General features: G+C 46.5%; 17 protein-coding genes. 12 read left to right on the top strand and 5 right to left on the bottom strand.

Annotated elements, in window-relative coordinates; genetic code table 11:
• Positions 1–15: 15 nt before the first annotated feature.
• On the bottom strand, positions 16–10,038 hold the full coding sequence (locus tag G400_RS0107835; protein ID WP_020479268.1) for a KxYKxGKxW signal peptide domain-containing protein: 10,023 nt from the start codon (positions 10,036–10,038) through the stop codon (positions 16–18).
• A 540-nt stretch (positions 10,039–10,578) separates the two neighbouring features.
• Positions 10,579–11,457 (bottom strand): LysR family transcriptional regulator, encoded by an 879-nt coding sequence (locus G400_RS0107840; RefSeq protein ID WP_017263042.1) that lies wholly within the window; start codon positions 11,455–11,457, stop codon positions 10,579–10,581.
• Positions 11,458–11,564: 107 nt separating this feature from the next.
• Between G400_RS0107840 and G400_RS0107845 the strand changes: the two genes are divergently transcribed.
• Entirely contained in the window at positions 11,565–13,214 is a 1,650-nt protein-coding gene (locus G400_RS0107845; RefSeq protein WP_017263043.1) for a malolactic enzyme, read from the top strand.
• Between the two features lie 282 nt (positions 13,215–13,496).
• Complete coding sequence (locus G400_RS16560) at positions 13,497–13,619, top strand: hypothetical protein (RefSeq protein WP_017263044.1); 123 nt, start codon at positions 13,497–13,499, stop codon at positions 13,617–13,619.
• A gap of 162 nt (positions 13,620–13,781) precedes the next feature.
• On the opposite strand, the gene G400_RS0107855 is transcribed toward G400_RS16560, so the two are convergent.
• On the bottom strand, positions 13,782–14,579 hold the full coding sequence (locus G400_RS0107855) for an alpha/beta hydrolase (RefSeq protein ID WP_017263045.1): 798 nt from the start codon (positions 14,577–14,579) through the stop codon (positions 13,782–13,784).
• A gap of 165 nt (positions 14,580–14,744) precedes the next feature.
• On the opposite strand from G400_RS0107855, the gene G400_RS0107860 reads away from it, so the two are divergent.
• The 5 genes from G400_RS0107860 (at position 14,745) to G400_RS0107880 (ending at position 19,951) form a co-directional block, all read left to right on the top strand.
• Positions 14,745–15,386: a TetR/AcrR family transcriptional regulator gene (locus tag G400_RS0107860; protein WP_017263046.1), complete on the top strand. Its 642-nt coding sequence runs from the start codon at positions 14,745–14,747 to the stop codon at positions 15,384–15,386.
• 17 nt (positions 15,387–15,403) lie between these two features.
• A complete protein-coding gene (locus G400_RS0107865) occupies positions 15,404–15,727 on the top strand; it encodes an HIT family protein (RefSeq protein ID WP_017263047.1) in 324 nt (107 codons plus the stop codon).
• Between the two features lie 69 nt (positions 15,728–15,796).
• Positions 15,797–16,552 (top strand): SIR2 family NAD-dependent protein deacylase, encoded by a 756-nt coding sequence (locus G400_RS0107870; protein ID WP_017263048.1) that lies wholly within the window; start codon positions 15,797–15,799, stop codon positions 16,550–16,552.
• A 25-nt stretch (positions 16,553–16,577) separates the two neighbouring features.
• Positions 16,578–16,997: a GNAT family N-acetyltransferase gene (locus G400_RS0107875; RefSeq protein WP_017263049.1), complete on the top strand. Its 420-nt coding sequence runs from the start codon at positions 16,578–16,580 to the stop codon at positions 16,995–16,997.
• Positions 16,998–17,170: 173 nt separating this feature from the next.
• Complete coding sequence (locus tag G400_RS0107880; RefSeq protein WP_017263050.1) at positions 17,171–19,951, top strand: cation-translocating P-type ATPase; 2,781 nt, start codon at positions 17,171–17,173, stop codon at positions 19,949–19,951.
• A gap of 65 nt (positions 19,952–20,016) precedes the next feature.
• Here the strand turns inward: G400_RS0107880 and G400_RS0107885 are convergent, their stop codons facing one another.
• Complete coding sequence (locus G400_RS0107885) at positions 20,017–21,216, bottom strand: MFS transporter (RefSeq protein ID WP_017263051.1); 1,200 nt, start codon at positions 21,214–21,216, stop codon at positions 20,017–20,019.
• A gap of 132 nt (positions 21,217–21,348) precedes the next feature.
• Here G400_RS0107885 and G400_RS0107890 point away from each other — a divergent pair, with 132 nt between their 5' ends.
• The 5 genes from G400_RS0107890 to G400_RS0107910 all read left to right on the top strand — a co-directional run bounded on the left by G400_RS0107890 (position 21,349) and on the right by G400_RS0107910 (position 26,229).
• Complete coding sequence (locus tag G400_RS0107890) at positions 21,349–22,263, top strand: helix-turn-helix domain-containing protein (RefSeq protein ID WP_017263052.1); 915 nt, start codon at positions 21,349–21,351, stop codon at positions 22,261–22,263.
• Between the two features lie 76 nt (positions 22,264–22,339).
• Positions 22,340–23,410, top strand: a complete 1,071-nt coding sequence (locus G400_RS0107895) for a YdcF family protein (protein ID WP_017263053.1) — start codon at positions 22,340–22,342, stop codon at positions 23,408–23,410.
• Positions 23,411–23,454: 44 nt separating this feature from the next.
• The gene (locus tag G400_RS0107900; RefSeq protein WP_017263054.1) at positions 23,455–24,228 is read left to right on the top strand and encodes a CPBP family intramembrane glutamic endopeptidase; all 774 of its coding nucleotides are present in this window, start codon (positions 23,455–23,457) and stop codon (positions 24,226–24,228) included.
• A 161-nt stretch (positions 24,229–24,389) separates the two neighbouring features.
• Entirely contained in the window at positions 24,390–25,661 is a 1,272-nt protein-coding gene (locus G400_RS0107905) for an AAA family ATPase (RefSeq protein ID WP_017263055.1), read from the top strand.
• Positions 25,648–26,229 (top strand): hypothetical protein, encoded by a 582-nt coding sequence (locus G400_RS0107910; RefSeq protein ID WP_017263056.1) that lies wholly within the window; start codon positions 25,648–25,650, stop codon positions 26,227–26,229. The genes G400_RS0107905 and G400_RS0107910 overlap by 14 nt, the downstream gene beginning before the upstream one ends.
• Before the next feature lie 26 nt (positions 26,230–26,255).
• On the opposite strand, the gene G400_RS16650 is transcribed toward G400_RS0107910, so the two are convergent.
• The coding region (locus tag G400_RS16650; protein ID WP_051254421.1) for a transposase at positions 26,256–26,620 on the bottom strand (365 nt) is incomplete at its 5' end.

A 26,620-nucleotide genomic window follows, 5' to 3' on the forward strand; every position in this document is an offset into this window, starting at 1 on the left:
TTCGGGCCGACTGTTCTAATGACGTTTGTCAGTCGCATGTTCTAATGCTTCGTGCTTGCGCCGCTTAGCCATATACATTGCTGATCCGGCCGTCAAACCTGCCACACCAAGTAATCCCATGACTCCTGCAGTGTCCGTGTCTTCACCAGTATCGGGCAAAATACCATCTGTAGCTGCTTTCGTTGCCGGCGTTTCACCCTTCATACCAGTCGTAACAGTCGACGCCGATCCGCTGTTCAAACGGACTGTTGACGTCATCGGCGATCCAACTATTGTGTTCGCAAGCGGTTGGGCCTCGGCATTGCTGTTTCCGCTAACCGTTGTGTTCGTTGACAAACCACCAATTGTTGGAACGACGGTCGGTGATGGTGCAACGGGTGTGCCCATATTAGTCCCTTGGTGGGCGCCCACCGTTACACTGGGTTCCACACTGGCCACATTCGGCTGAGGTGCGTTGGAACTAGCTTCACTTGTTGCTGAATTGTTCGAAGGACGGGCCTCGGTCACAGCATTTGAGATTGCATTGGCCGTTGAACCGACAGTGCTAGTTGGTGCGCTAGAGCCGCCGGTTGTCGACGTTGAACCAGTGCTGTTAGAACCAGTGCCAGTTGATCCAGGAACACCAGTATTGTTCGAACCAGAACCAGTATTGCTTGTTGAACTAGTTGAACCAGCGCCTGCTGAATTGCCAGGAGTTGCGTTGGAGCCCGCATTGGTTGAACCGGTCGAATTACCGTTGTCGCTGTCGGACGCACTACTACTTGTTGGCGTGGTGTTATCGTAGTAGTCTTTCTTGCCAACCTCGACGCCAACAGCATCAACGAGTTCTCTAAATAATGAAACCGTGCCATCCGGATTGATCTTTGTACCAGTACTACCTTGAGTTGGTCCTGCGACTATCATGGTACCGTCAGAATCAACCGTAATCGGCGTGGTACCAACAGTTGCGCTGCCACCTGTTGACGGAATCGTGGCGCTTCCGGTAACTTTGCCGTCCTTATCAGTAGTCGTCGCGGTTGTCGTCCCATCGGCATTTCTCTTCAAGGTAACCGTTGATCCATCACTACCCTTGAGGGTTGCATCAGTTACAGCCTTCGTTGTTGGATCCGTCGTCACGCTAACCGTACTGCCGTCAGGATTCTTCTGCACCGTAGTTTTTGGCTGCGTGTTGTCGTAGAAATCATCCTTGGTGACAAACGTTGATACGGGATCAACCATGCTTCTGAACAGTGCGATTGTGCCGTCAGGATTTACCCGGGTCGTCACACCGTTTGGCTTTGTGGCATGATCCACCATCGTTCCGTCCGAGCCAACGCTAACAGGTACATTACCGACTGTGGCATCCCCACCATTCGCAGGAATCGTCTTGGTATCAGTGACTTTGCCATTTTTATCGGTAGCCGTTACTGTTGTTGTCCCATCAGGATTCTTAGCAAACGTTGTCTTGGAACCATCGGTCGCGCCAAACGTTGCCCCCGTGACCTTCTTACTTGGATCACGGTCGACAATGGTGTAACTGCCATCAGGGTTAAATTGCTTGTCAGAGGTGCTGCCATCTGAGTTCGTTGTTAACTCTTCGGTAACGTTGCCGTTTGGTCCCTTCGTTGTTTGAACAGTGCCTTTACCGTCTGTTGTCGGTGTGGTGATCGTCTGCTTACCAGTCGTAGGATCAGTCGTCGTGGACGAAATCAAATTGCCAGCTGGATCCTTCTTGACCACGGTTGTCGTTCCATCACTATTTGGCGTCGTCATCGTTGTGTCACCATGAGGATCCGTAACCGTCGACGAAATTGGCTTACCCGTTGGATCAGTGGTGGTAGATGTTGAACCGCCATCTGATGTTGGTTCCGTCGTCGTATTGGAAATCGGCTTACCATCAGAACCAGTAGTTTGACTCGTCGTGCCACCGTCACTTGTTGGCGTGGTAACTGTCGTTTCACCAGTCTTTGGATCCGTCGTCGTAGTCTTGATTGGCTTGCCACTTGGATCTTCGATCACGTCTTTGATGACGTTGCCCTGTGGATCCTTCGTCACAATTTCTTGACCGCCATCTGATGTCGGTGTGGTCGTGATGGTGTTGCCAGTCTTTGGATCGGTTACCACCGTCTTAATTGGCTTGCCACTTGGATCCTCAGTAACCGTCTTAATCACGTTACCTTGTGGATCCTTCGTGACAATCTGTTTGCCACCATCCGATGTTGGCGTGGTGATATCTGTGTTGGCAGGATTATCCTTATTCGGCGTCGTCGTGGTTGTATTACCAGTAACCGGATCCGTTTTGCTATCAGAAATCACTTTTCCGTTAGCATCCGTGATAGTCGTGCTGATGACCTTGCCGGTGCCGTCTGTGACAACCGTCTTACTACCACCGTCACTCGTTGGCGTAACGGTGGTGGTGTCACTGGTCTTCGGATCCATGGTTTCCGTCTTAACGACATTGCCATTTGGATCACGTGTAACCCGTTTGATTACGTTACCATCAGCATCCGTCATTTCGGTGACTGTGCCACCATCAGAAGTCGTTGTGGTCGTGACCTTTTGCTTAGGATTCGTTGGGTCCGTGACCTGGTGACTGATGATCTGACCATCAGAGCCAGTTGTTTGCGTAATGTGCTGACCGTCAGAGCCGGTCGTTTCGTGGGTAACATCACCTGTTGTCGGATCAGTCGTCGTCTTGTCAATTTGTTTGCCATCCTTATCGGTAATGGTCGTCGAAATTGTGCTGCCATTTGGATCAGTGACAACTGTCTTAGCCCCACCATCACTCGTTGGCGTAACAGTTGTGGTATCACCAGTCTTTGGATTCGTGGTCGTCGTCGAAATAGTCTTGCCACTTGGATCTTTGACGACTGTTTGCTCGCCACCGTCACTCGTTGGCGTTGTGGTAGCCGTATTGCCAGTCTTGGGATCCGTGGTCGTGGACGAACTCAGATTGCCAGTTGAGTCCTTGGTCGTTTCAGAAATCGTCTTACCACTGGCATCCGTTACGACTGTGTGAGTGCCACCGTCGCTAGTTGGCGTCGTCGTGCTGGTATCACCGGTTGTTGGATCCGTCATGATTTCATTAGTCGTCTTGCCAGTTGAATCCTTGGTAACATCGGAGATCACCTTACCGTTTGGATCGGTAACCACTGTATGAGTACCGCCATTCGTTGTTGGAGTGGTAGTCGTGGTGTTGCCAGTCTTTGGATCAACGGTACTCTTTGAAACTGGCTTGTCATCCGCATCCGTAATCGTGGTGCTGATCACTTTGCCATTTGGATCAGTGACAACTGTCTTCTGACCACCATCGCTCGTTGGCGTCGTGGTGGTCGTGTCGCCAGTCGTCGGATCAACAGTGCTAGTCGAAACTGGTTTGTCACTCGCATCTGTAATTGTGGTGCTGATCACTTTGCCGTTTGGATCGGTAACCACCGTCTTCTGACCGCCATCACTCGTTGGCGTAACCGTCGTGGTGTCATGAGTCGTCGGATTAGTAGTGCTCGTTTCAATCGTCTTCCCGGCCGCTGTCTTCTTAACGGTCTGACTGCCACCATCGCTGGTTGGCGTAGTCGTCGTGGTGTTGCCGCCAAACGGATCTTTAGTCTGGGTGGACGTTGTTGCACCGCTCTTGTCTTGGGTAACGGTAGTAACAGAACCATCATCATTAGGTGTCGTGGTTATCTTTGAACCATCGCTATTGGTAACAACGGTTTGCGTGACGTTACCTGTAGGATTCTTCTTTGTTTCTGTGGAAGAACCATCTGAACCATACTTAACGTCATCCGTTGAACCATCTGGTTTGGTGGTTAACGTGTCAATAACTTTGCCATTTTTATCCTTCGTTGTGGTTGTCGTTGAGCCATCAGCGTTCTTTACAGTAGTTGTCTCACTGCCGTCACTATTTTCAACAGTGCCTGCACCAGGTGTCATATTAGTGTAACTGGTGTGCGCAGTCGTGTAATCAGTCGCAGCCTTATCAACATTAGCTTTAGCTGCTTGCAAGTTAGCGTCAGCATCTTTAGCCGCTTGTGCGGCAGCCGCTGCGTTCGTTTTGTCTGCATCCGTAGCATCAGCGCCACTGGCTGCGTCTGTTAACGCCTTTGCCTCAGCGGTTGCTGTGCTTGAAGCGGCACTAGCTGCATTGTACTGGGCGGTTGCCTTGGTGTTATCCACGCTAGCGGCTGATAAAGCGTCACTAGCGGCATCTTGATTGCCCTTAGTAATCTCTGCATTTGCAGTCTTCAATTGCGCCGCGGCATCACTAGCCGCTGCACTGGCCGCAGCCGTGGCAACATTGGCTTTAGCTGCATCATAAGTTGCTTGAGCCGCCTTAGCAGCGTTTGTCGCTGTCTGTGCAGCCTTAGTAGCATCCGTAGCCTTCTGCATTGCTGCAGCAGCAGCTTCACTGGCTGACGTTGCCAGCGACTTAGCGGCATCTGTACCGGCCTTAGTAGCCGCGACGGCTGCATCGCTGGCTGCGGCACTAGCTACTGTTGCTTCACTGGTTGCTTTTGCAGCATTGCTTGTTGCTTGTGAAGCCAAGTTGGCTGCACTGGCAACATTAACAGCATCACTAATCAACGCGTCTGTGGCATCAGAACCAGCTTTAGTCAAGGTTGCAACATCCGCAGCATCACTATTAGCAGCTATTGCCGCATTATTGGCATCAACCGCGTTACTGTCTGCTGTCGTTGCGTCACTGGTGGCGTTTGATGCAGCCGTGGTCGCCTTAGTTGTCGCATCACTGGTAGCCGGATCAGCTTTCGTCCCGGCGTCCGTCATTGCTTCGGCAACCTTGCGTGTAGCCTGAACAGCGGTTTGAATAGCCGCCAGATTCTTCTGCGCAGCTGTAGCAGCGTCACTAGCTGCCTGGTAAACATTCTCGGCATTCGTGGCGGCGGTCCTGTCATTATCAGTCGCCGTTGGCAATGCAGCAGCTGTGCTTGTTGCATCAGCTTCTGATTGGGCGACTTTCAAGGCATCACTAGCCTGTCCCAATGCTTTGGTAGCTTGGGCGACATCTGTATCTGCCGTAGTTAATGCTGCCAAAGCCGCGGTTTTATCACCTTGGGTAATGGCATCACTAGCCGCGGAATTTTGCTTCTGAGCATCTTTGATTGCTGTGTTAGCCGTTGATGTTGCAATGTTTGCCCGAGCTGCGTCATAAGCAGCGGTCGCTGCAACCACAGCATTCGCAACACTATTTGCAGCAACTTTGGCTGCTGCTGCGTTATCAACTGCTTTCTTCGCTGCCGTAGCAGCATCGTTGGCCAATGCCTTAGCTTCAGGCGTATTCGCAGCAACAGCGGCCGATGTAGCTTGAGCAGCAGCTGCTGAGGCGGCGTTAGCTTCGGCGGTCGCCCGCTGAGCGTTTAATGCGGCCTGTGAAGCCAACCCTTGGGCAGTTGTGTAATTGATTGCCGCCTGAATCAAATCAGTGGTTCCATCAGAGCCTTGAGCAGCTAACGCAGCGGCTTGTGAAGCAGCTGACGTAGCAAGGTCAGCATTTTGAGCAGCCGCGCTGGCATTGGCCGTCGCATTTTCGGCATCTGAATTAGCAGTTGTTGCGTTTGATGTTGCCTCACCAGCTGCCGTCCCCGTCGTTTGAGAGGCACTCATAAACTGCAGACCATTAATTGCATCAAGCAATGCATTAGTGGCATCGGTTATTTGTGCTGCCGTTAAGGTATCAGCCGGTTTAGCATCCAACAGTGTCGCCGCTGTCAATGCAGCCTGCATGTTGCTCCATGTTGTCGGCGTGTACTTTTGTGCCTCAGTAGCCGCGGGAGCAGACTTGATGGATGCTTCCAGTCCGTTCTTCGACTTAGTGATTTGCGTAATGGCCGCATCCAAATTCTTGACGGCATCGTTAACGGCATCCTGGGTAGCCGCCTTATCATTATTAACGGTTATCGCGGCTGTCATCTGTTTGTTCAAGTTAGCCCAGTCATCCTTAGTTGCAGTGGCGTATGCAGGATCAGCCACGCTACCTTGAACGGTGGTGCCATCAGAAATGGCAGCGTTTAAAACATCTTTATTAGCTAATACATAAATGGAATCAGAAACATTGGTATCTAAATCAGTCAGTTGAACCCCTGTCGGCTGTACTGCGTTTGTGCCGGACACAATACCCTGTAACACATGTGCAGTCGCTTGAACATACTTGCCGGCGGTCAACGGCGTGCCAACAGTACTCGTCCATGAGCCATCCTTTTCAACTTGGGTGTTATTAGAGGCATTTACTGAGCCATCCGGGTTGTAAACCGTAACCGTAACGGTGTAAACATTCATGTCGTCTGGGGAAACTTTCTTGTTTACTGCATCAGAGGCAGTCACTGAAGATGCTACCAGGCTTGAAATCGTCCCAGTAATCTTGGATGAGCCAACCTTAACAGTGTCAGAATCAACGTAAACAAATGGAGTCTGAGCAGACGGTACACTGGCAATTGCGTAGCCCATCGTACCTTGTGAAATAGCACCACTAATTGTGTTCACCCGTTGGATGTAGGCCGTCACAATATCGCCCGTTTGCACAGTGACACCACTCATTGTCGTGCCATCGTGACGACCAAAGCTAGCTGTGTAATTGCCATTGCTATCAATGTTGCCGACAGCTGTGGCAACTACTTGGTAAGCTGTGGACTTAGTGCCATCAGAGTTGGTAATCGTAACTTTCTTTGTGTCATTAAAGACAACCTGATAGGTATCGCCAGGGTCATCCGTTGTGTGATCAACCGCCACGTTACCGGTGATGGTGTTGGTTCCTTGGACAATGTCTGATGAAACATTGCTTGTCTTAAACTGCGGTACCGCCTGTTGAACCAACTTTTCCGGAGCCTCACTATCAGTTGAGGTCAGCCCAACCATGGCAATACCACCGTCTGAGCGATTTTTAACAGCTGGATCAGGTGCGGTAATGGCATCGCTGGAGTAATTCAAACCGGCGTCCGGCGGCGTTACCTCATCTGGAACCGTACTACTGTAGTGATTAGCCAAAATAGTAGATTTACCGATTTGTGAGATGCTTGGCAACCCGTTAATGTGGGACTCAACAATGACTTCGTTTGACGCTTGATCGCCAGTGGTTCTAGCAAGCCACTGGTGGGAATCTTTAGCCCAATTAGAAATCCCGATTCTAAACCAGAACTGGTCGTTATTATAAGTCCCTGTTTTGGCCGATTTCCCGGTAATAATAGTTAAAACAGGTCGTCCTTGAGCGTCGAAACTCAGTGATAATTTAAAGTCGGAAACGGAACCAGCGGTAGATGAAATTACGTGTGTCTTAGCCAACGCGTCGGTTAATGAAATTGCCTTACTTGGATCAACATTGCCAAAAGTTAACCCAGTCCCTGTATCCGTCGGTATAAGACCATTGCTGACTTCAATGTTGTAAGCCAGCTGCGTATAATCTTGCCAATTTGATGTTTTGAAGAATGGTGTCAAACTTGCCGGCAACGTGATTTTAGTGATCATTGTCCCATTGCCATCATTAGTTTTGTTAAAAGATCCGGCTGCACCAAAACTAATATCATGACCAGTGTTCGTTGTACTTACCGTATCCCATGAACCGATGCCAAGTGTCATCGTTCCTGAAGTTTTTTGAATATTAACAACTGCAGCTGTTTGATCAGCATCTACCGTTTTTAGCAGGTTGTTAAAGTAGAAAGGCAAATCGCTAACTGCTTGTTGTAACTTTTTGGTGTCCAAACTGCCGGTGTTCATCAAGTTCAATGCGTTATCCAAAATTGATTTATAAATTCCGTATGTTTCATTTGTGTACAGGGATGGATCGACCGCTCCTTCACTAGTAATAATCTGCCCAAGTGCGGCACGTGCTGAAGCCGCGGCACTATCATTCGCAATGGTACCCCAAATAGCCGTCTGTAAATTCGACGTGTCCGTTCTAACCGAGGCAGACGATGGTTCATCATACAAATCAGCAACGGCATTCGAACGCGCATCAACCAAATTGCCATATGTCTTGCCATCAAAATTAGCAGGATTAAGCAGCTTGGAATCACTAATCATCTTGTTTAGGTCAGCCCAATCAGTGTTGGCAACCGTTGATAACTGGTTAACAGCATTTTGAATTACAGTCGTTGCGTTAACCAATTCGTCAGTCGTGGTAGTCTTCAATGGTGCGCCCGTTGAATCAAGTAATGCCTGTGCTGCTTGAACCGCTACATTCAAGTTATAGGTACTATCTGTACTGTAAGCGCCACCATTATTTTCAGCCAGTAGCTGTTGCGCACCGGTAATCGTGGTGTTCAGCTCATCTTGAGCAGCTTTTTCACTAACTAATTGTTGGGTTGCTTGTTTCAAATTAAAAATCGCATTGCTTAGCTGATCCTGAGTGGCAGCATTGTTATTCATGACGGCCCGTGCGTATACATAAGCACTCGTAAATGAATCCCAGCTGGCCTTGGTATAGGCATTGTAGGCGTAGTTTGTAGCCGTTGCGTCAGAAGACTGGAAGTTCATGTACGTGGATTTGGCAGTGTTCAATTGATCCTGCAAGTTTTTCAATGAACCGGCTGGAATCAGCGCTGATTGAGCGGCGTTTAAGGCTGTTAAAGCATCTTGAATGTCTTGAGCTGAACTAGTTGCTGTCAACTTTTGGGCAACTGCTTGGGCCTTCTTCAAATTCTGAATCGAAGCAATCGTAAACGTTCCGGCATTATCGATGGCTGTTGCCGCACTGCCGAGTGAGCTTGTTAACTTACCAAACAAAACATCAGCTTTGTTTAATTCAAGGTTGGCTGTGGCATCGTTAAGTTTTTTGCTCAATACAGCCAAGGTATTGGCAGTCGTGGCGTTGTCCGAAGCAGCATTTTGCGCTGCTGATAAAGCATCTTGATAAGCTTGCCAAGCAGCGATGGTGTACTGCGAAGCATCACTAACCGGATAATGCGTTTGATCAGCTGCAATCAGTGCATTAGTATCGCCGGCAGCATCGGATCCAGGCATAATAACTAATCCATTTAAGGCGCTTTGAACCTGTTCTTGTGCCTGCTTCAACGCAATTGGCGAAGAAGTGTCAGTCAAACTGGCTGCATTGGCTAAAGCAGTATTGAGCACTGCATATGATGCACTGGTATACTTTGACCGCACAATGTCCTTGACCTTTGCGAGCACCCCAGAATAGTTCGCCCATGCACTATTGGAAGTTGCGTCAGAAGTAGCGGTTGTAGCGGCGCCGGAAGTGCCGTTAGAAGTGACACCCATAGTTGCACCAGATGTAGGAGCAGCTGTGGCATCAGAGGTGACGCCAGAAGTCGGCGTTGTAGCGGCAGTGCTAGTAGCATCCATCTGAGTGATTTCCTGCGGCGTGCCAGTTTCTGCAAACGCCTTGAGGGCAGCCGTCTTTGCATCAGCAACCTGCTGACTCGTCGCGTCATTTGGCAATACCGTAACCGTTGGTGCCTGGCTAGTAGGTGTGGCTGTTGCTGACGAGCTATCACTAGTGACGCCGTTTTGCTTCCCACTAGCAGCCGATGTAGGTGACTGACTCCCCATTGGTGCAGTGGAGGCAGCCATTGGCGTGGCACTTAATTGCGGCGCCTGACTGGCCTGAGGCGTAGCTACTGACTTAGTTTGGACATTTGTCGTGCTAACTGGTGCTTGGCTAGCCGCAGATGTTGCGTTGATTTGTAGTGGTTGCTGTTGGGTCTTAGTGTTCTGCTCAATAGTCGTTTGATCCGTCGATGCTGTAGACGTGGACTTCTGGGCGACACTATTCGCCTGACTAACCGGCATTGTTGCCGAACCAACAGGCTGTTGTACGGCACTAGCAGTCGCCTGGTTTTGCGTTACTGTCGACGTAAACTCCAGTGGCGTGTTGGTTTGCTTCGTAGCGTCCGATTGTGGATCATTCGGCGCCCCGCCGCCATTAGGATCTGTTGCTGCTTCAACGTTCTTTTCGCTATTAACGAGGAAGCCGCCGAACGTAAATACAGTAATTCCGGCAAACAGCCATTGCTTGCCAGACTTATACATCTTGTAATGCTCTTTCTCACTTGTTATCGTATCTGCGATTTCTTTATTCCTGCGAGACATAATCAATACCCCCTTGAAAGTGAATCCAAATTGTAATTGATTTAATATTCATCGCTGGCTAAATCGTCGTCTCGCTATATGTACATCGACGATTGGTCACGAAATTGCACCAAAGTAAGTTAACAAACCAACCATTGTTCAAGTCCATCTTTAACTTGAACTAATGTCTAGTTACTAAACAATTACCACCTCTAACCTGATTCCAAAAGCAGTTTAGCACGCTTAAATATTGTTTGTACACAAATTGCAAACGACCAAATCGAAAATTTGATCACCTACAATTAAGATTGACAGGACGCGTTTTTAGACCAGTTTCGAAATCAGTTGTGCACCAAGTAGTTTCAAGTTTAAGATTATAAAATGATAAGTGAATAACATTTACAGTTGCTAACCATTTTAGTTAACTTACACCCGCCTTTTTGCTAGTAAAGTTTCTAGTAGCTGTACCTTTTCTTGACAAAATCAAACACATTTATGGACGATTGTTATTCATATCCTTTTCCTAACATGAACAGAATAGATACTGAACGTTTATATTGGTCATCTTAAGCGCTTTAAATCATCAATAAATTGCTGTTGCATCTCATTTGGCACAAAACCTTGCCGGTACGCGAGTGAAATATTAAAACGTTCTGTCAGGGCATCCGCAATCGTCAGCGAGGCAACCTCATCCCCCGACTTAATGGCATCACTAACCATGATGCTGACGCCAAGGTTTTCTGCCACTAATCCCTTGATCAAGTTAATGTCTGGCGACTTATAAATGACGTTTGGCGTGAAACCGGCCGTTTTTGAATAAGCAGTCAGCGCCGCCGGATGAATAAAATTATCCGTTAACGTGACGAACCGTTCCTTAGCGAGTTCGTGAAAGCTTACCCGGTCACGTTGAGCCAGAGGGTGCTGCTTGCTGACGATGACGTGAAAGGGCCGCTCCGCCAGTAACTGCGTGTGCAATAGGTCATTTGGTAGTGGCTGAATTGAACCCAACAATGCGATGTCGATATCGCCATTCTTCAATTCTTTTAGCAACTGGTCAGAACCAGCCTCCCGTGTGCGGATATGTGTGAGAATGCCGTCTGCCATCAGTTTACCCGCTAATTTGGGAAAGTAGACCGTTCCAATAATTGGTGGCAAGCCAAACCGAATGGTCGTCGCTTTGGTCTGAATAATCTCCTGTTGTGATAATTTCAAATTTTGCAAAATCAAAGTGGCCCGCCGTTGTAAAATTTCTCCTGCCGGGGTCAAATGTGCCTGTGCGTGGGTCCGGTCCCGTTGAATCAAGGTATCACCGAACTCTGTTTCCAACCGTTTAATCGCTAACGTGATGGTTGGCTGACTAACGTGAAACTGAGTTGCGGCGGCGGAAAAGTTTTGACGCTCCGCCACAGCCATAAAGTATTTCAAATCACGTGTATTCATTTTTAATAATCTCCATATTGTTATCTTTTATATCAAACTAACTGTTTGACTATGATTATAACAGGGTTGTATCTTTAATTTATCAAAACGTCCATGGAGGCATTAATATGAAAATGACACCAACTGAAATTTTAGAAGATCCATTTTTAAATAAGGGCACTGCGTTTACCGACGCCGAACGCCGCGAATTTGGTCTGATTGGTTTGTTGCCACCACGCGTCCAAACGATGGAAAATCAGTTAGACCGTGTTTATGCGCAGTATCAAGCCAAGTCCACCATGTTGGACAAGCGTCTGTACTTGATGAATCTATTCAATGAAAACCGGATTCTCTTCTATAAGCTTTTTAGTCAACATGTCGTTGAATTTATGCCCGTTGTATACGATCCAACCATTTCTGAAACGATTGAAAATTACAGTGAACTATTTTTAAGCTCACAATATGCGGCCTTCCTCTCCATTGACGACCCCGATGACATGGCGACAACCTTAAAGAATGTGGCTGGCGACCGCGACATTCAGTTGGTCGTTGTCACAGATGGTGAAGGAATTCTCGGCATCGGTGACTGGGGCGTTCAAGGGGTCGATATTTCTGTCGGTAAGCTCATGGTTTACACCGCCGCAGCTGGCATTGATCCTCACAAAGTCTTACCTGTTGTTCTGGACACTGGTACTAACAATGAATCCTTGCTGAACGATCCCCTTTATCTCGGCAATCACCACAAACGTGTCGAAGGCGACAAGTATTACCAATTCGTCGATCAGTTTGTTACCACTGCTGAATCGCTCTTCCCGAATATGTACCTTCATTTTGAAGACTTTGGTCGCAATAATGCCGCTAAAATTTTGCAGAAGTATCAGCGCCAGTATGTCACCTTCAACGATGATATTCAGGGGACTGGTATCATCACCCTCGCTGGCATCCTCGGCGCATTGAACATTTCAAAGCAAAAATTGACCGACCAAACCTACCTGACGTTTGGTGCAGGATCCGCTGGTGCCGGCATTGCCAAACGCATTTTCGATGAGATGGTCGAACAGGGTCTGAGTGCCGACGAAGCACGCAAACACTTCTACATGGTCGACAAACAGGGCTTGCTGTTTGATGACATGACTGACCTCACCCCCGAACAACGGCCGTTTGCTCGTCAACGAAGTGAATTTACAAACGCAGATGAATTAACCAACCTTGCCGCCGTCGTAAACGCTATCCACCCGACAATTCTAGTTGGTACATCAACTCAACCAGGAACATTCACGGAAGACATCGTCCGCGACATGGCGGACCACACGGAACGGCCAATCATTTTCCCACTGTCTAACCCAACCAAGTTAGCAGAAGCCTCCGCTGATGATCTCATCAAATGGACCGATGGCCGTGGTTTGATTGCCACAGGGATTCCGGCTCACGATGTTGACTATAACGGTATTACTTATAAAATTGGTCAGGCCAACAACGCACTAGTTTACCCCGGCTTAGGTCTTGGCACCATCGCCGCTTCTGCCAAAGTGCTAAACGACACGATGATTAGCAAGGCTGCCCACTCACTCGGCGGGATCGTCAATGTGAACGAACCCGGTGCAGCCGTATTACCACCCATCGAAAAACTCAATGTCTTTTCCGAAACAGTTGCTGAAGCTGTTGCTCAAAGCGCTGTCGATCAAGGTTTGAACGAGAAACCGATTGACGACGTGAAGGCTGCCGTCCTGGATACGAAATGGACACCAGAATATACCAAACTGAATTTAGACGACTAAGTTCCAACTCGTGCACCTAGCCTGATCGGAGTTGACATTTTGTCGAAAACAAACCGTTCACAATCACCCGTCAATAACTGGCGAGTATTTGTGAACGTTTTTTTGCTTATATGTCAATTCAATGCCGATATCCCATTGGCTCACACAAATAACAGCGAGTGCCGACCGTTCATAAACAAACTATTTTCTTTGGCGCATCACCAATAATCACCTATCATAAATTTACTAATTGCACATCCAGACTGTTTCGACTAGAATTCAAGGTGAATAGAGGAGATTGCCATGGATAAAGTTAAATTGCAACGCGCCTTGTGGTATGTCGCTGGGGGCGTCCTAGGATTAGGGTTGCTAACAATGCTTATCGAAGCAATTCACATGATGTGGGTTGTCATGTTTGAAATGTGAGTTTGAAAAAATACGTTGACGTTTGGTTAACCATCAGAAGATGGCAATTAAACGTCAACGTATTTTTTATTTTATGCAGCATTTAGAAAATCGATTTCATTAACAAATCCCTTTATTAATTGGTTTTCGTTAATCGTAACCAGTTAACTTTATACAGTTATTTTAAAACAGAAATTGTGCTGTTTGCCAAACGACTTCGGGATTAGAACGTAACGCTGAGTGCTGAACAGATAAGATATCCCCGTTAATAATGTGCTGCTGGTACGTTTGAACATATTGCGCTGCAAGTGGTCGTAATGCCTTAACACCAGCAACTGATACCTCTGTGTCCGTGCCTAAGCCCCACACATTACCCCCGATCGCCAGAATCTTCAGATTACGTGGCAGGTCAGCCGCCCGCTTGAGATAACGGTTATATCTGTGAGCGATGGAAGTATTGCTGTTAATTGTTGCAAACGGACTGGCAATGGCGACCCAATGACGGACTTGCGGTTGTGCGTCATGGTGATTGGTAACCAGATAACTATATGCAACGCCACCACCCATCGAATGCGTTACAAAATTAACCTCGGTAATGTGCTGTCGGGTCCGCAATTCATGCATAATTTTAGGTAACAGTCTGATTTGAACAGCCGGATCACGATTGTCTGCAAACGCCAATTGAACCAGATAATTAGTTGAGGCCCGTCGATCACCAGAAAAGCTGAGTTGTCCGCGATGGTTTATGCGAACCAGCTCGCGATGGCTAGCAATCCCTGCCCGTTGCCAATGTGTCGTCATCTGGTCAAAAGCCTTGGCGTTTGAACCATAACCACCGATAAACACTGTGGCTGTGTGGGTCTGTCTTGCATGAAGTGTCAATAAACGGTGTTGATATAGGAGACTGTGCCCAGCATCCCACCCTACAAATCCGAGCAATAAAAGACTAATAATCAGTAAAACCTTGGTATGTCGCTTCATAATTCATTCGCCACTTTTCTAATTGGCATCATTATAAACTGTTTTCTTGTAATGAATGAAACAAAAAGAACATTTTTAGTCGTTTTTGTACACTTTTTTTAGAATGGTGTTATACTCGTCCACAATTATGAAGGATTTTAGCTGAGATTGGAAAGGAAGTGTATCATGGCCAAAACTTCAAAGCGAACCGACATGTTACATCATCTTATAAGCTATATGAACATTAACAGATTTTCGGACCTGCGAATGGACGATATTATCCGGATTGCACATGCAAGCCGCACAACCGTTTACCGTTACTTCTCGTCAAAAGATGATGTAATGATAGCTGTCATTACAGAGTATTGCGACTTCATCGACGACTTGCAACTACCCACCGCTAATAATGATCAAACGGCCATGCTCATCGGCCTTAATGAATTGATTAAAGCTCAATTACTGTTTGAGAGCAGTCTGTCGCGCCGTTTTCGCCAAGAATTAGCGACTGAATATCCCCAATTATCTTCAACACTAAATACTGCGATTGAAAAATTTGACCAACAACAACGACAATTTTACACGCATGGTCAGACACTGAAATTGTTCAATCAAGCTAACCCAACACTCTGGCTGCTGGCGGATCACGAAATGATTTCCACACTGCTCGACGAACATTATCTTGTCACCCATTCATTGAGTGCACGACAAGCACTAATTGACTACGTAAACTTTAAATACCAACAAGTGGTGCGTCCCGAATACCAAGGACAACTGCGTGTGCGTGACTTAGACCCCACTATCAGCAAACTTCTTCAATCACGATTTTAAGGAAGGACGTCCTTTCCATGACTACCTCTAAACAAACCAATTGTCCATTTTGTGACAAGCCAGCTAACGAAATTTTATTATCAAACTATCTGGCGGTCGCTTTTAATGACATTCATCCAATGGCTCCCGGTCATATGTTAATTGTGCCGCGACGGCATTGCCAAACCTTGTTTGACGCCACACCAGAGGAACAACATGCCATGATGGATTTACTATCACAGGCCAAACAATCACTCGATGTGCAACTACATCCCCGAGGTTATCAAGTTTTTAGTCATGTCGGCCAAATTGCTGGTCAACGAGTTGATCACGCTCACATTCACCTTGTGCCCGTTGCGTAAACGTTACCCTCATTACATCCTTCATAATTGACCGTTTATTAATAAAAAATGTTATCGAGGTCCTCAGTCATGTTTAATGCTTTAACGCACCATCAATCAGCCAACTTTGACGAACAAATTAATCAGTTGGCTCAGCTTATTTCAAATTCACATCACACCATTGCGCTAACAGGTGCCGGCATCTCGGTGGCCAGTGACATCCCCGACTTGGAACAATTGAGTGGCGGTACGACAGGTTCACTTTCATCTGAAAGTTACCTTGAAGCACACCCCGATGATTTTTATCGCCAATTTCACCAGCTGTTTATCGATCCTATTTTTAATGTCGGCCCGACCGCCGCGCATAAAGTTTTAGCTCAGCTTGAACACCATCAACTGTTAGACGGCGTGATTACGACTAATGTCGATTATCTTCATGAGCGTGCTGGCAGTCACAACACAGCCAATATTTGGAGTAGTTTGAACATTAATCACTGTGTGCAGTGCGGTCGCATTTATCCCCTCGAAATTTTGCGTGAGCCAGTACCTCACTGCCCAAACTGTGGTGGCCTCATTTCGCCAGACCCCATATTCCGCAATATTGCGACAGTGCCCGCCGAACGCGAACGGGCTGATCTATGGACAAACACCGCTGACTTAGTCCTCGTCACTGGCGCTAATGGATACTACGACCATGTTGAAAGTCGCTCAACCCTAGTTGACATCAACCCCGCCCAAACGGAATTCGATGATCGAGCCACTTTAGTGATTCGTGCGACAGCTGATAAAACATTTGTTGCATTGGCAGACAAATTAAATTTACCTATTATGACCGTAACCAACTAAGTATAAAAGAATTGAGATGGCTAACATGTCCAACGAAAAAGATTATCAATTAACACTCACTGTGCCCACACCAGAAGAATTTTGTGCACTTCGCAAAGTTGCAGGTCTAAGTCCACGTAACCTAATCTCAGCTACTCGCGGTCTGCCAAATAGTTTAATGGGCGTTTCAATCCGTAAACAGGGCCAATTAGTGGCGATGGCACGCGTTGTTGGCGATGGCAGCATCGTCTTCGAAGTCGTCGATGTTGCCGTCACACCAAGTGAGCAAGGTCACGGTCTCGGCAAACAATTAATGCGCGCTGTAACCAACTATTTATCTGAAAATGCCCCCGCGGACGCAGACGTCAGTTTGATCGCCGATGTGCCCGCTGACCACCTATACGCACAGTTCGGTTTCCAACCAACGGCTCCCGAAAGCATTGGGATGGTGTGGCATCGTGAATAAATCCATCCAAATTTGACTTTGTTAATGAGAAGCGTATGCTGTAGTCAATTCGTTAGGTGAGTAATCACTCACTCGACTGTTTTGGACTTCGATGTACTCTAATTTAACGAAAATTATAAAAGGCCTATACTGGCCCTAGCATCTAAATTTAGAAATGTAAGTAGGCGAGGACGATGGCAACGAAAACATTAACAAATGATGATTTTGCTAAGATGGATATCAGTCAATTACAAGAACAACTCGGCACTTCAGCAGAAGGGCTCAGTCATGATGAGGCGGCAAAACGACTCACACAATATGGAACCAATACCATTCAGCATGGCAAACGTCAGTCGCAGTTACTAAGCTTTCTCAAGAACTTTACGTCGATGATGGCCATTTTGCTGTGGGTCAGTGGTTTCATCGCCATGTTCGCTGGAATGGTGGAACTCGGCATTGCCATCTGGGCTGTCAACTTGATCAATGGGTGTTTCTCATTTTGGCAGGAACACGCCGCACAAAAGGCAACGGATTCCTTGCGCAAGATGTTACCAACGTTTGTCCAGGTCACGCGCGATGGCAAGGACATGCAAATCAATGCGGATGATCTGGTACCGGGCGATGTCTTCGCCATTCAGGCTGGTAACGCGATTCCTGCCGATGCCCGCCTGACCGAAGTCTCCTCGATGCAAGTCGACGAATCAGCCCTCACTGGTGAGTCCGTCCCCACTTCCAAACGTTCAACCTATAATCATGGCGAGGGTCAGTTTGCCGAAAAGAACATCGTTTACGCCGGCACCGTGGTCACTAGTGGCACGGCAACCGCGATTGCACTCAGCACTGGAATGCAAACAGAATTTGGTAAAATCGCTAGTCTAACTCAGAACGAAAAGCAAACTGCATCACCGTTGCAGCAAGAGCTTAACCGTCTAACAAGGCAGCTATCACTTATCGCGATTATGATTGGTGTTGTCTTCTTTGTTCTGGCCATCTTCTTCGTTCACTATCCGGTCGCTAAATCGTTTATCTTTGCGCTCGGCATGATTGTGGCATTCATCCCCGAAGGCTTGTTACCAACTGTCACACTATCATTAGCTCAAGGCACACAACGGATGGCCAAAAAACACGCCTTGCTAAAACAACTCAACAGTGTGGAAACACTGGGTGAAACGACCGTCATCTGTTCCGACAAAACCGGGACGCTGACACAAAATCAAATGACCATCAACAATGTGTGGCTGCCGACCCGCACTTATGCTGTTACGGGCACTGGATATGTCAACAACGGCCACATTCAGTTTGGTAGCAAAGACTTCGATGCCACACAGGATGCAGACCTTTCACGACTGCTACAAATTGCGCTACTTAATAACGATACTCAGGTTCAGGCGCCAGCGACCAGTCAAGATACACCGAAAATTCTGGGCACGCCGACTGAGGCAGCCCTCGATATCTTAACAGCTAAGGCTGGGTTGGATAAGGCAACGGTTGCCAAGGAGATGCCGCGGCTGGCTGAATTGCCGTTTGACTCTGATCGCAAACGGATGACGACGATTCACCCCACCGCTGATGGTGGCCGCGTCATTTACACAAAGGGTGCTCTCGATGGCATGCTAAGCATCAGTGATCAGATTCTAGATGGCGGTAATGTGCGTGCCATGACCGAAGCCGACCGCAACGAGATTAATCACGCCAATGAAATGTACGCGGCTCAAGGGTTACGCGCATTGGCGTTTGCCTATCGAGAAGTCGGCGCGGATAGTTCAACGCTCCCTCAAGACAACAAAGCAATCAGTATCGACGCAGCTGAACGGCACATGATCTTCGTTGGGCTGACCATTATGGCCGACCCGCCACGTCCAGAAATTTACGACGCAGTCAAAAAGTGTCACCGCGCCAACATCCGGATCATTATGGTCACTGGCGACAGTGCGTTAACTGCCAAGAGTGTCGCCGTCAAAATTGGGCTCACTTCTGACAAAGTGCGCGTCATCACCGGTGATGAACTCAACCAAATGAGTGACGATCAACTTCGTGAAGCGGTCAAAGGTGAAGTTATCTTCGCCCGCGTTGCACCTGAACATAAATTCCGTATCGTTTCCACCTGTCAGGCAAACGGCGATATCGTTGCCTCCACTGGTGATGGTGTCAATGACGCACCAGCCTTAAAGAAGGCTGATATCGGGATTGCCATGGGTGTCACTGGGACAGATGTTGCTAAGGATGCCGCGGACATGATCCTGACTGACGATAACTTTGCTTCTATCGTGGCAGCTATTGAAGAAGGCCGGACCGTTTACAGTAATTTGCAAAAGTTCCTGTTGTACATTCTAAACAGCAACGTACCAGAAGCAGCACCATCCGTTATCTTCTTGTTCACCCGCGGGCTGGTGCCATTACCATTAACCGTTATGCAGATTTTAACCGTTGATTTAGGGACGGATATGCTTCCTGCCCTTGGCCTTGGTGCTGAACAAAGCGAACCAGGAATTATGGATCAGCCACCGCGTCCGCGGACAGCCCACTTGTTAAACAAGTCCATCATCTGGAAAGCGTTTGGCTTATATGGTTTAGTCGCCTCCGTTATTTCAACGGTCGCCTACTTCTTCGTTAACAAGATGAACGGTTGGCCTGGTATCGCGCTGGCAAGCAATGGCGATATTTACCGCGAAGCCACCACCATGACGCTGGCCGCAATTGTCTTTTGTCAGATTGCCGCAGCTATCAACTGTCGGACACAGATATCTTCAGTCTTCAGCATCGGTATTTTCAGCAACCACCGCATCTGGTGGGGAATTGCGTTTGAAGTATTGCTACTAGCCTGCTTGATCTATATCCCATTCTTGCAGGGACTATTTAACACGGCGCCACTAGGTGTTAGTGAATGGATTTTTCTGGTTGTCATTCCAATTCCGTTATTCTTGCTGGAAGAATTGCGTAAGTACTTGGTTCGACAACATCACGCCAAACAATAAAAGTTCGTTTCAAAAGTCCACAATGACTGATTAGAATCAGTTATTGCGGACTTTTTGTGACCAAATTAATTGACGGTCGAAGAACAATTTAAAGGCGTAAACCAGCCAAATACACCGGCGCCAAAACGAATCATCCCCGCTACTACAATGATGACTGCTAACGGCCAATGCGCCGCCACTAACCCCGCTCCCAGAAAACTACCAATGGGAATCGACGCGTACGAGATCATTCGCGTCACACTGACGACACGGCCAAGGATTGCTTGTGGAATAACCGTTTGCCGTAATGAAAAGAACACCACCGCATTCACATTGCCACAGAAATTAACCAGCGCATAAAAGGCTGCTACTGAAAGGAAGTGGTGGCTCAGACCAACACCAACCAAACCGATGCCTGCTAATAATGTCGTACCAACAATTAAGGTGCCTGCCGAAAAATGACGACTTAACCATGGCGTCGCAAGAGAGCCGATAATAGCCCCAATGCCTGCTAATCCCATCGTGATACCAGCAATCGAAACAGATGTGTGCAGCGAATGGCGCATAAAATAAATGAAGTTAGCGGCAAACATGTTGGTACCCAAGTTTGTCCAAAAGAATAACAGAGCCCCATACCAAACAATTTTGTTTTGATATGAAGCAACGAAGCCGGCCTTTATGGCGCTTACTGTCGATTCTGAAATTAATGCAGTTTGACGTTTTGCGCTGGGGTGGACAGCAAAACTCAAGATGGCCGCCAGTAAAAAGCTTGCCGCATCAATGGAAACCGCTAACTGTGGTGCAATAATCGCAGTCAACAAACCACCGACCATCGGACCAATTAGGCTCAGTGTGTTGTCCACAACCTGTAAAGAAGCATTCGCCTTATACAGTCTCGTTGAATCAACGATCCGTGCAATAATACTTTGAAATGCTGGATGCATCAACGGCGCGAAGCTAGCCTGCACGAAAATCAATAGATAGAACCAGAATCCAGTTGTGTGACTATACACTAAGATGGCTAGACAGCTGGTAGCCAAGGCGGCACCTAAATTACCCCAGAACAAAATCTGGCGTTCTTCAAAGCGGTCAGCCATAATGCCGCTAAAGACTGAAATAAACAGCCAAGGTAAAAATTGAATCCCGTAGATAAGGGCCATTTGCGCACCTGAACCAGTCAGTTGATAAATGGCAATTGGCAAAGCGATTTTTAGTAGCCAGTCGCCCAGTGTCGAAACTGTGAAAGACAGCCACAAAAATTGAAAATTAAAGCGTGATTTAATCATGACAACACCTCATATCGATTAATCACGCGTCGACGCGTTTAATAAATAGCTATTGTTCGTTGTTCACATTAGCATTAGACTCTGAATAGCGTGTTGAAATTGTCATATTATACAAATAGAAAGAAGCCTTTTATGTCCTCAATGGGTGCAACATTCCGTCAATTGCGTCGTGGCAAACATCTGTCGCTGACAGAGGTCAGTGATGGCATCGTTACTGCGTCATTCTTATCCAAATACGAGCGTGGTCTAACTGATATTTCGTTTGCAACATTAACCCGCCTGCTCGAACGGATTAATGTCGACATCGCAGAGTTCGTCTATTTTGACCAGTCCGCACAGTCAGATCACTCGACAAACGAGCAGTATTTGCATGACGTGAGCCGTTTATATCTGGCAGATAATATTGGCGCTTTACGTCAGTTAAAAAGCACATTTAGAAAAGACCACGAACAGCTGTTGCCACTCTTTCTCGATTTAAATGACGCAATGTTAGATGCCTGTATTGCATCACTAACCCAAACAACACTGGCGTCGTCCTCGCAGGAACTCATCATTAACTACCTATCAAGCGCAGAACATTGGGGATTCTACGAGCTTTACTTATTTGGTAACTCGCTGATGTGCCTGCCGGTCGATCAGGCAATCACCTTAGCCAACCTGATGTATAAACGCGGGCTGACCTACGTGAATTTACAAACGGATAATGTGTCTGCCCAATTCCGCATCTTGAACAACTTGATTTGTGCCTGTGCTGAACATAATCGCTTAGAAGCTGCTCAGCACTTTTTGGTACTCTTCAAACGCCTATTAATCCATCCTCGGCAATTCTATGAGACCGTTAAATATCAAATTCTTGTCGGCATGATTATGTACTTAACTGGTAAACAAGATGCTGGATTGAATCGTCTACAAGCGGCATTAATCATTGTTAAACAGATTGGCACACCAGCATTGCTGGCACACGAAATCAACTACCTGCAACGCTTTATGCCGTCAGACGTTTGGCAACAACTACGCGAAGCTGTTGACCGCGCTCCCAGCGCATAAAATTAATTGTAAATTGTTGTCAAAATAGCGTTCAACCTGCACAATTGAGTTACGAACACGAGGGGGAATTCGATTCATGCACTTCAACTATGGGGCCGGTCCACTAATTAAATCGGTCTGGCTGATTGCTATTATTTTTGCACTAATCTTTGCTTGGTCCTGGTACCGAGATAAGCGCCGGCTGATTAACGGTATCTGGTTTAACATCGCCTTCTACTCGATGTTGCTGGCGCTGGGGTCAACGATTTTGAACATGGAAAATCATATTCTGATCGTGCTATTCGGTGTTCCGTTCGTTTTGGCCATAATTGCAATTGGGTTGGTGTTTGCACTTCAAAGTATCCTGTTAATTTGGAATGCCGTCATCGTCTGGCGTAGGGAAAGCCACTCACTCGGCAATATGTTAACGTTAATTCTCGGTATCGGCGTGCTACTGATTCCCTGGATTGACGGTTGGGCCGGCCGTTTGCTACCACAACCATGGTTCGTTTTCTTCAACATGGTGACCGATATCGTCGTGCTGTACCTACTCTTTTGGTTTTATAACTACCTTACCGTATTGGTGCTCTATCAATTCAACCGGCCCAAACGCAATCAGCGTTATGTCATCGTGCTTGGTAGCGGACTGATCAATGGTGGCGACGTACCACCACTGTTAGCACAACGTGTCGACCGCGGGATTGAATTCTATCAACGGCAATTACGTGAGACAGGTAAGGCACCCATCTTGATTCTCTCAGGTGGTCAAGGTGGCAACGAGACCCGCGCAGAAGGTGTTGCGATGCGTGAATATGCTTTACAACATGGCATCCCCGCTGATCACGCAATCGCCGAGGACCAATCCATCAATACGCTACAAAACATGTTGTTCTCGAAAAAGCTAATGACGTTTAATGATGGCAAGCAGCCTAACGCGATTTTTGTCACCAGTAATTACCACACGCTCCGTGCGGGGATGATTGCCCGGCGTGCCGGTCTCAAAGCTGATGGAATTGGTTCACGCACTGCTAAGTTCTTCTTACCAAACGCCATTATTCGCGAGTACATTGCAGTGTTTGCCCGTCACAAGTGGGCCCATGCGCTAACCATTGCATCGTTGCTGATTCTGGGCGGTTTAACTGTTCTTTTCGAATATCACGTCCTTTAGCTTTTTCCTATACCCATTACATACGCGAAACGCAGGTGATTTGTTTGTCGAGAATCAAAAAATATTTCGTATTAGACAAAAACGACCAAGACGATATCACCTTGGCCTTCAAATACGGCCGCAGCTCTGCCTTGGCATGGGTATTAATTTCACTGACAGCGTTGGCTGGCGTGATTACGGAAGTGGTGCCCGACCTTGAGCATTTCCACCTGCTGGTTTCACCGCCGCCTTTAAGCTTACTGACCGCGCTTGGCGGGCTGTACAGCTACTATATTGCAGGAACTGTGTTCTTCTTTTTCTGGCAGCTAAGTCGCTGGATGCCGAACCGTCCGCGTGTCAAACGGCGAACGGGCTGGCTTGAAAGTATTTGTGCGGTCGTCATCATTACGTTTGTACAAGGGGTCGTCGCTAATATTGCCGACAGCTTGATCACCAAACTGCATGTCAAAACGGTCACCGACACGGCAGAAAGTAGCGTCACCTTCCACGGCACCGCGTGGCACAAGTTCATCAGCTACGCCATCAATAATTGGTATGAAATTCCCAGTGAGGACGTGTTTCGACTGAGTCTCTTTTCACTAATTTTCGTTGCGCTGCTGTGGATCAAACGACCAACGCTACGCTACTGGCTTGCCTTTCTCATCACCGCATTGCTGTTTGGCGCTTGGCATTACAGCTCCTATAGCTACCACATGACGGAAGTGTTGATTGATGTCGGGCTGCCAACGTTGCTGGACGGCTGCCTGTGGTTAAGAACGCGGAACCTGTGGACGTTTACGGCAAGTCATCTGCTGTATGATTATTCGGGAAATTTATAACAGCATTGTTAAACCTCTTAGATTCATGTTTAAGACACATGAATCTAAGAGGTTTTTTCGTCGTAATTGAATCCAATATTAGATTATGACTGTGTTTTTTCTAAATTTCGTGTTATTTTGGATATAAATTACAAATTAAATGTAATTTTCTGGAGGACAGCATGCAAAATTCTAAAATAAAATTGATTGGTTTCCAGATTTTTGGACACTCCTTGTTTCAGGATGGTTCTATTTTTTCTATTCAGACCGCCAGTCAGGTTACAAGCCGCACTAAAAGTCGTGTTTATCAGCTCAACGGCCACTTAACACTCAACCGAACGATTGGAATTGTAGGTATTAATGCAACTGGCAAGAGTACTCTCATGGAAATTTTTAAAGGCCTAAATGACCTCTATCTAAAATCATTGTCTATTGATCAAACCTCCCTCATTCATTCTTTTCGTTCCAATGAACGACGAATAAGAGTCCGTACTTTTTTTGCATCAGACACTGACGATCGTTTTTGTGCTGATACCTCTTTTGCTCAAACTTTGGCAGATGAATCCACCACACCTGCGCCCACGAAGCAATTTGAGTGGCTTATCACGGCAGAAAAAATTTACCACAGCAAGACAGCTGCGTCTAAGTCAAAATATTTTGAATTTAAAGAAAATCAGTTAGCTGCTCAAAGATCAGCACTGAGTCAAAAAGAACGTTTACTACTCAGTCCTAAAGACTCGATTTTTAGGATCGTGCTACAGCAATCTACCATGTTTTATGACGTCATTTCGACAGTTTCCTTAACTGACAGCAACGTTGTTAAAAGTTTCGCCGATGAAACTCCACCCGAACTGCTGGAATACCTCGATAGTTCCATTGATTATTTGAAATATAAAGTCGATGACTCGGGTCATACTTTAAGTTATATTCTCAAATTCAAGGGTGAGGAAAACATCATTGTTGTTTCAAATTTAAGTGATATTGCAAATTATCTGTCATCCGGTACTATCAAAGGAATTACACTCTTTTACGAATTTTTAAATGCACTTCGTCAGGGCGCTACGTTACTTGTTGACGAAATCGAGTTGCATGTAAACAAACAAATTGTTCGAGATTTTATCGGTTTTTTCTCAGATCCTAAAATTAATGTAAATAACGCAACGTTGGTCTATTCTTCTCACTACATTGAACTCACAGACGATTTAGACAGACAAGATGAAGAGTACATCCTAATTCGCAAAGTACAAACGAAATTATGTCGTCTAAATGACGCCAAAGTACGTACAGAATTGAAAAACAGTGAAATATTTCAGAACAACTATCTAAAAGGCACCGCCCCAAGCTACACCCGCTACATGAACTTGAAAAGAACCATTGTAAAGCACAATCAATCGTTATCACAGGATGCTACCAACACTATGGGGTCAGGAGAAAACAGCCGTGACGTTAAATAGTTTTGTAGTGGAAGGCGCTGCTGAAAAGGCAATATTAGATATTCTGGTCGAAAACTGCCTCTTGAACATACAACGAGACACATTTCTGGAAAACAATTCCGGAAAAATTATTTTTGATTCTTTGAACCCTCGTAAGTTTGCAAAAGACTTTTTAAACCATGATTTTGACGAGCCGGTTCAAGTACACGTATTGTTGGACAACCCGAATAAGAAGCTAGATTTTTCTAAGTATAGTAACCAAGTTGGCTTGGTTAAATATTATGTGACACGCGAAGAGATTGAAACAATTCATTTGTACCATAATGAAAATTGGTTGCTTCAGTATGGTAAATATAAGCAGCATATGAGCGGCAAAGATGCAAAACCCAGTGCATTTTTCATCAACCACGGTCACGGTGGTCTTGGCATTACAAATATTAAGCAATATGATTATGTATATAACCTTTGGTGCAATGCTCCTCAAGAACTGGTCGCTGCCATTAAACATGTCCAAACGGATATGAAACATAAACACAGTTTACGCAGTTTCCCCAGGAATTACGGATATTTGGCTGATCTTTTAAAATGATTGCCTATGCAATTGTTGATGTCGCCTTAAACACTATGTGATGCAAAATTTCTCAAATGTTTGAACATACGCGTTAAAAAGATAACGAGTTTGGGACATAACTCAAAATAAATCGACCAGAGAAAAGTGATTTTTGCTTTTCTCTGGTCGATTTTTTCATTGCCCTGGTTTTTTCGAATTTCTATGTTTATATGGGCCTTTTCTCGGGCCCATTTAATCATATTCATGGCCATTAGGACCAATCCAACTTCGTTGTTTACTTTATCTAACCCTCTAACCGAAAATCGAGTAAACCTCAAATGAGCCTTCACATCTGCGAAGACTGGTTCGACCTCGATTTTTCGTTGACCATAAATCTTCTTACCTTCGTCACTTTGGAGTTGAACTCTGG

The sequence above is a fragment of the Furfurilactobacillus rossiae DSM 15814 genome, assembly GCF_000428925.1.
Lineage (GTDB): Bacteria > Bacillota > Bacilli > Lactobacillales > Lactobacillaceae > Furfurilactobacillus > Furfurilactobacillus rossiae.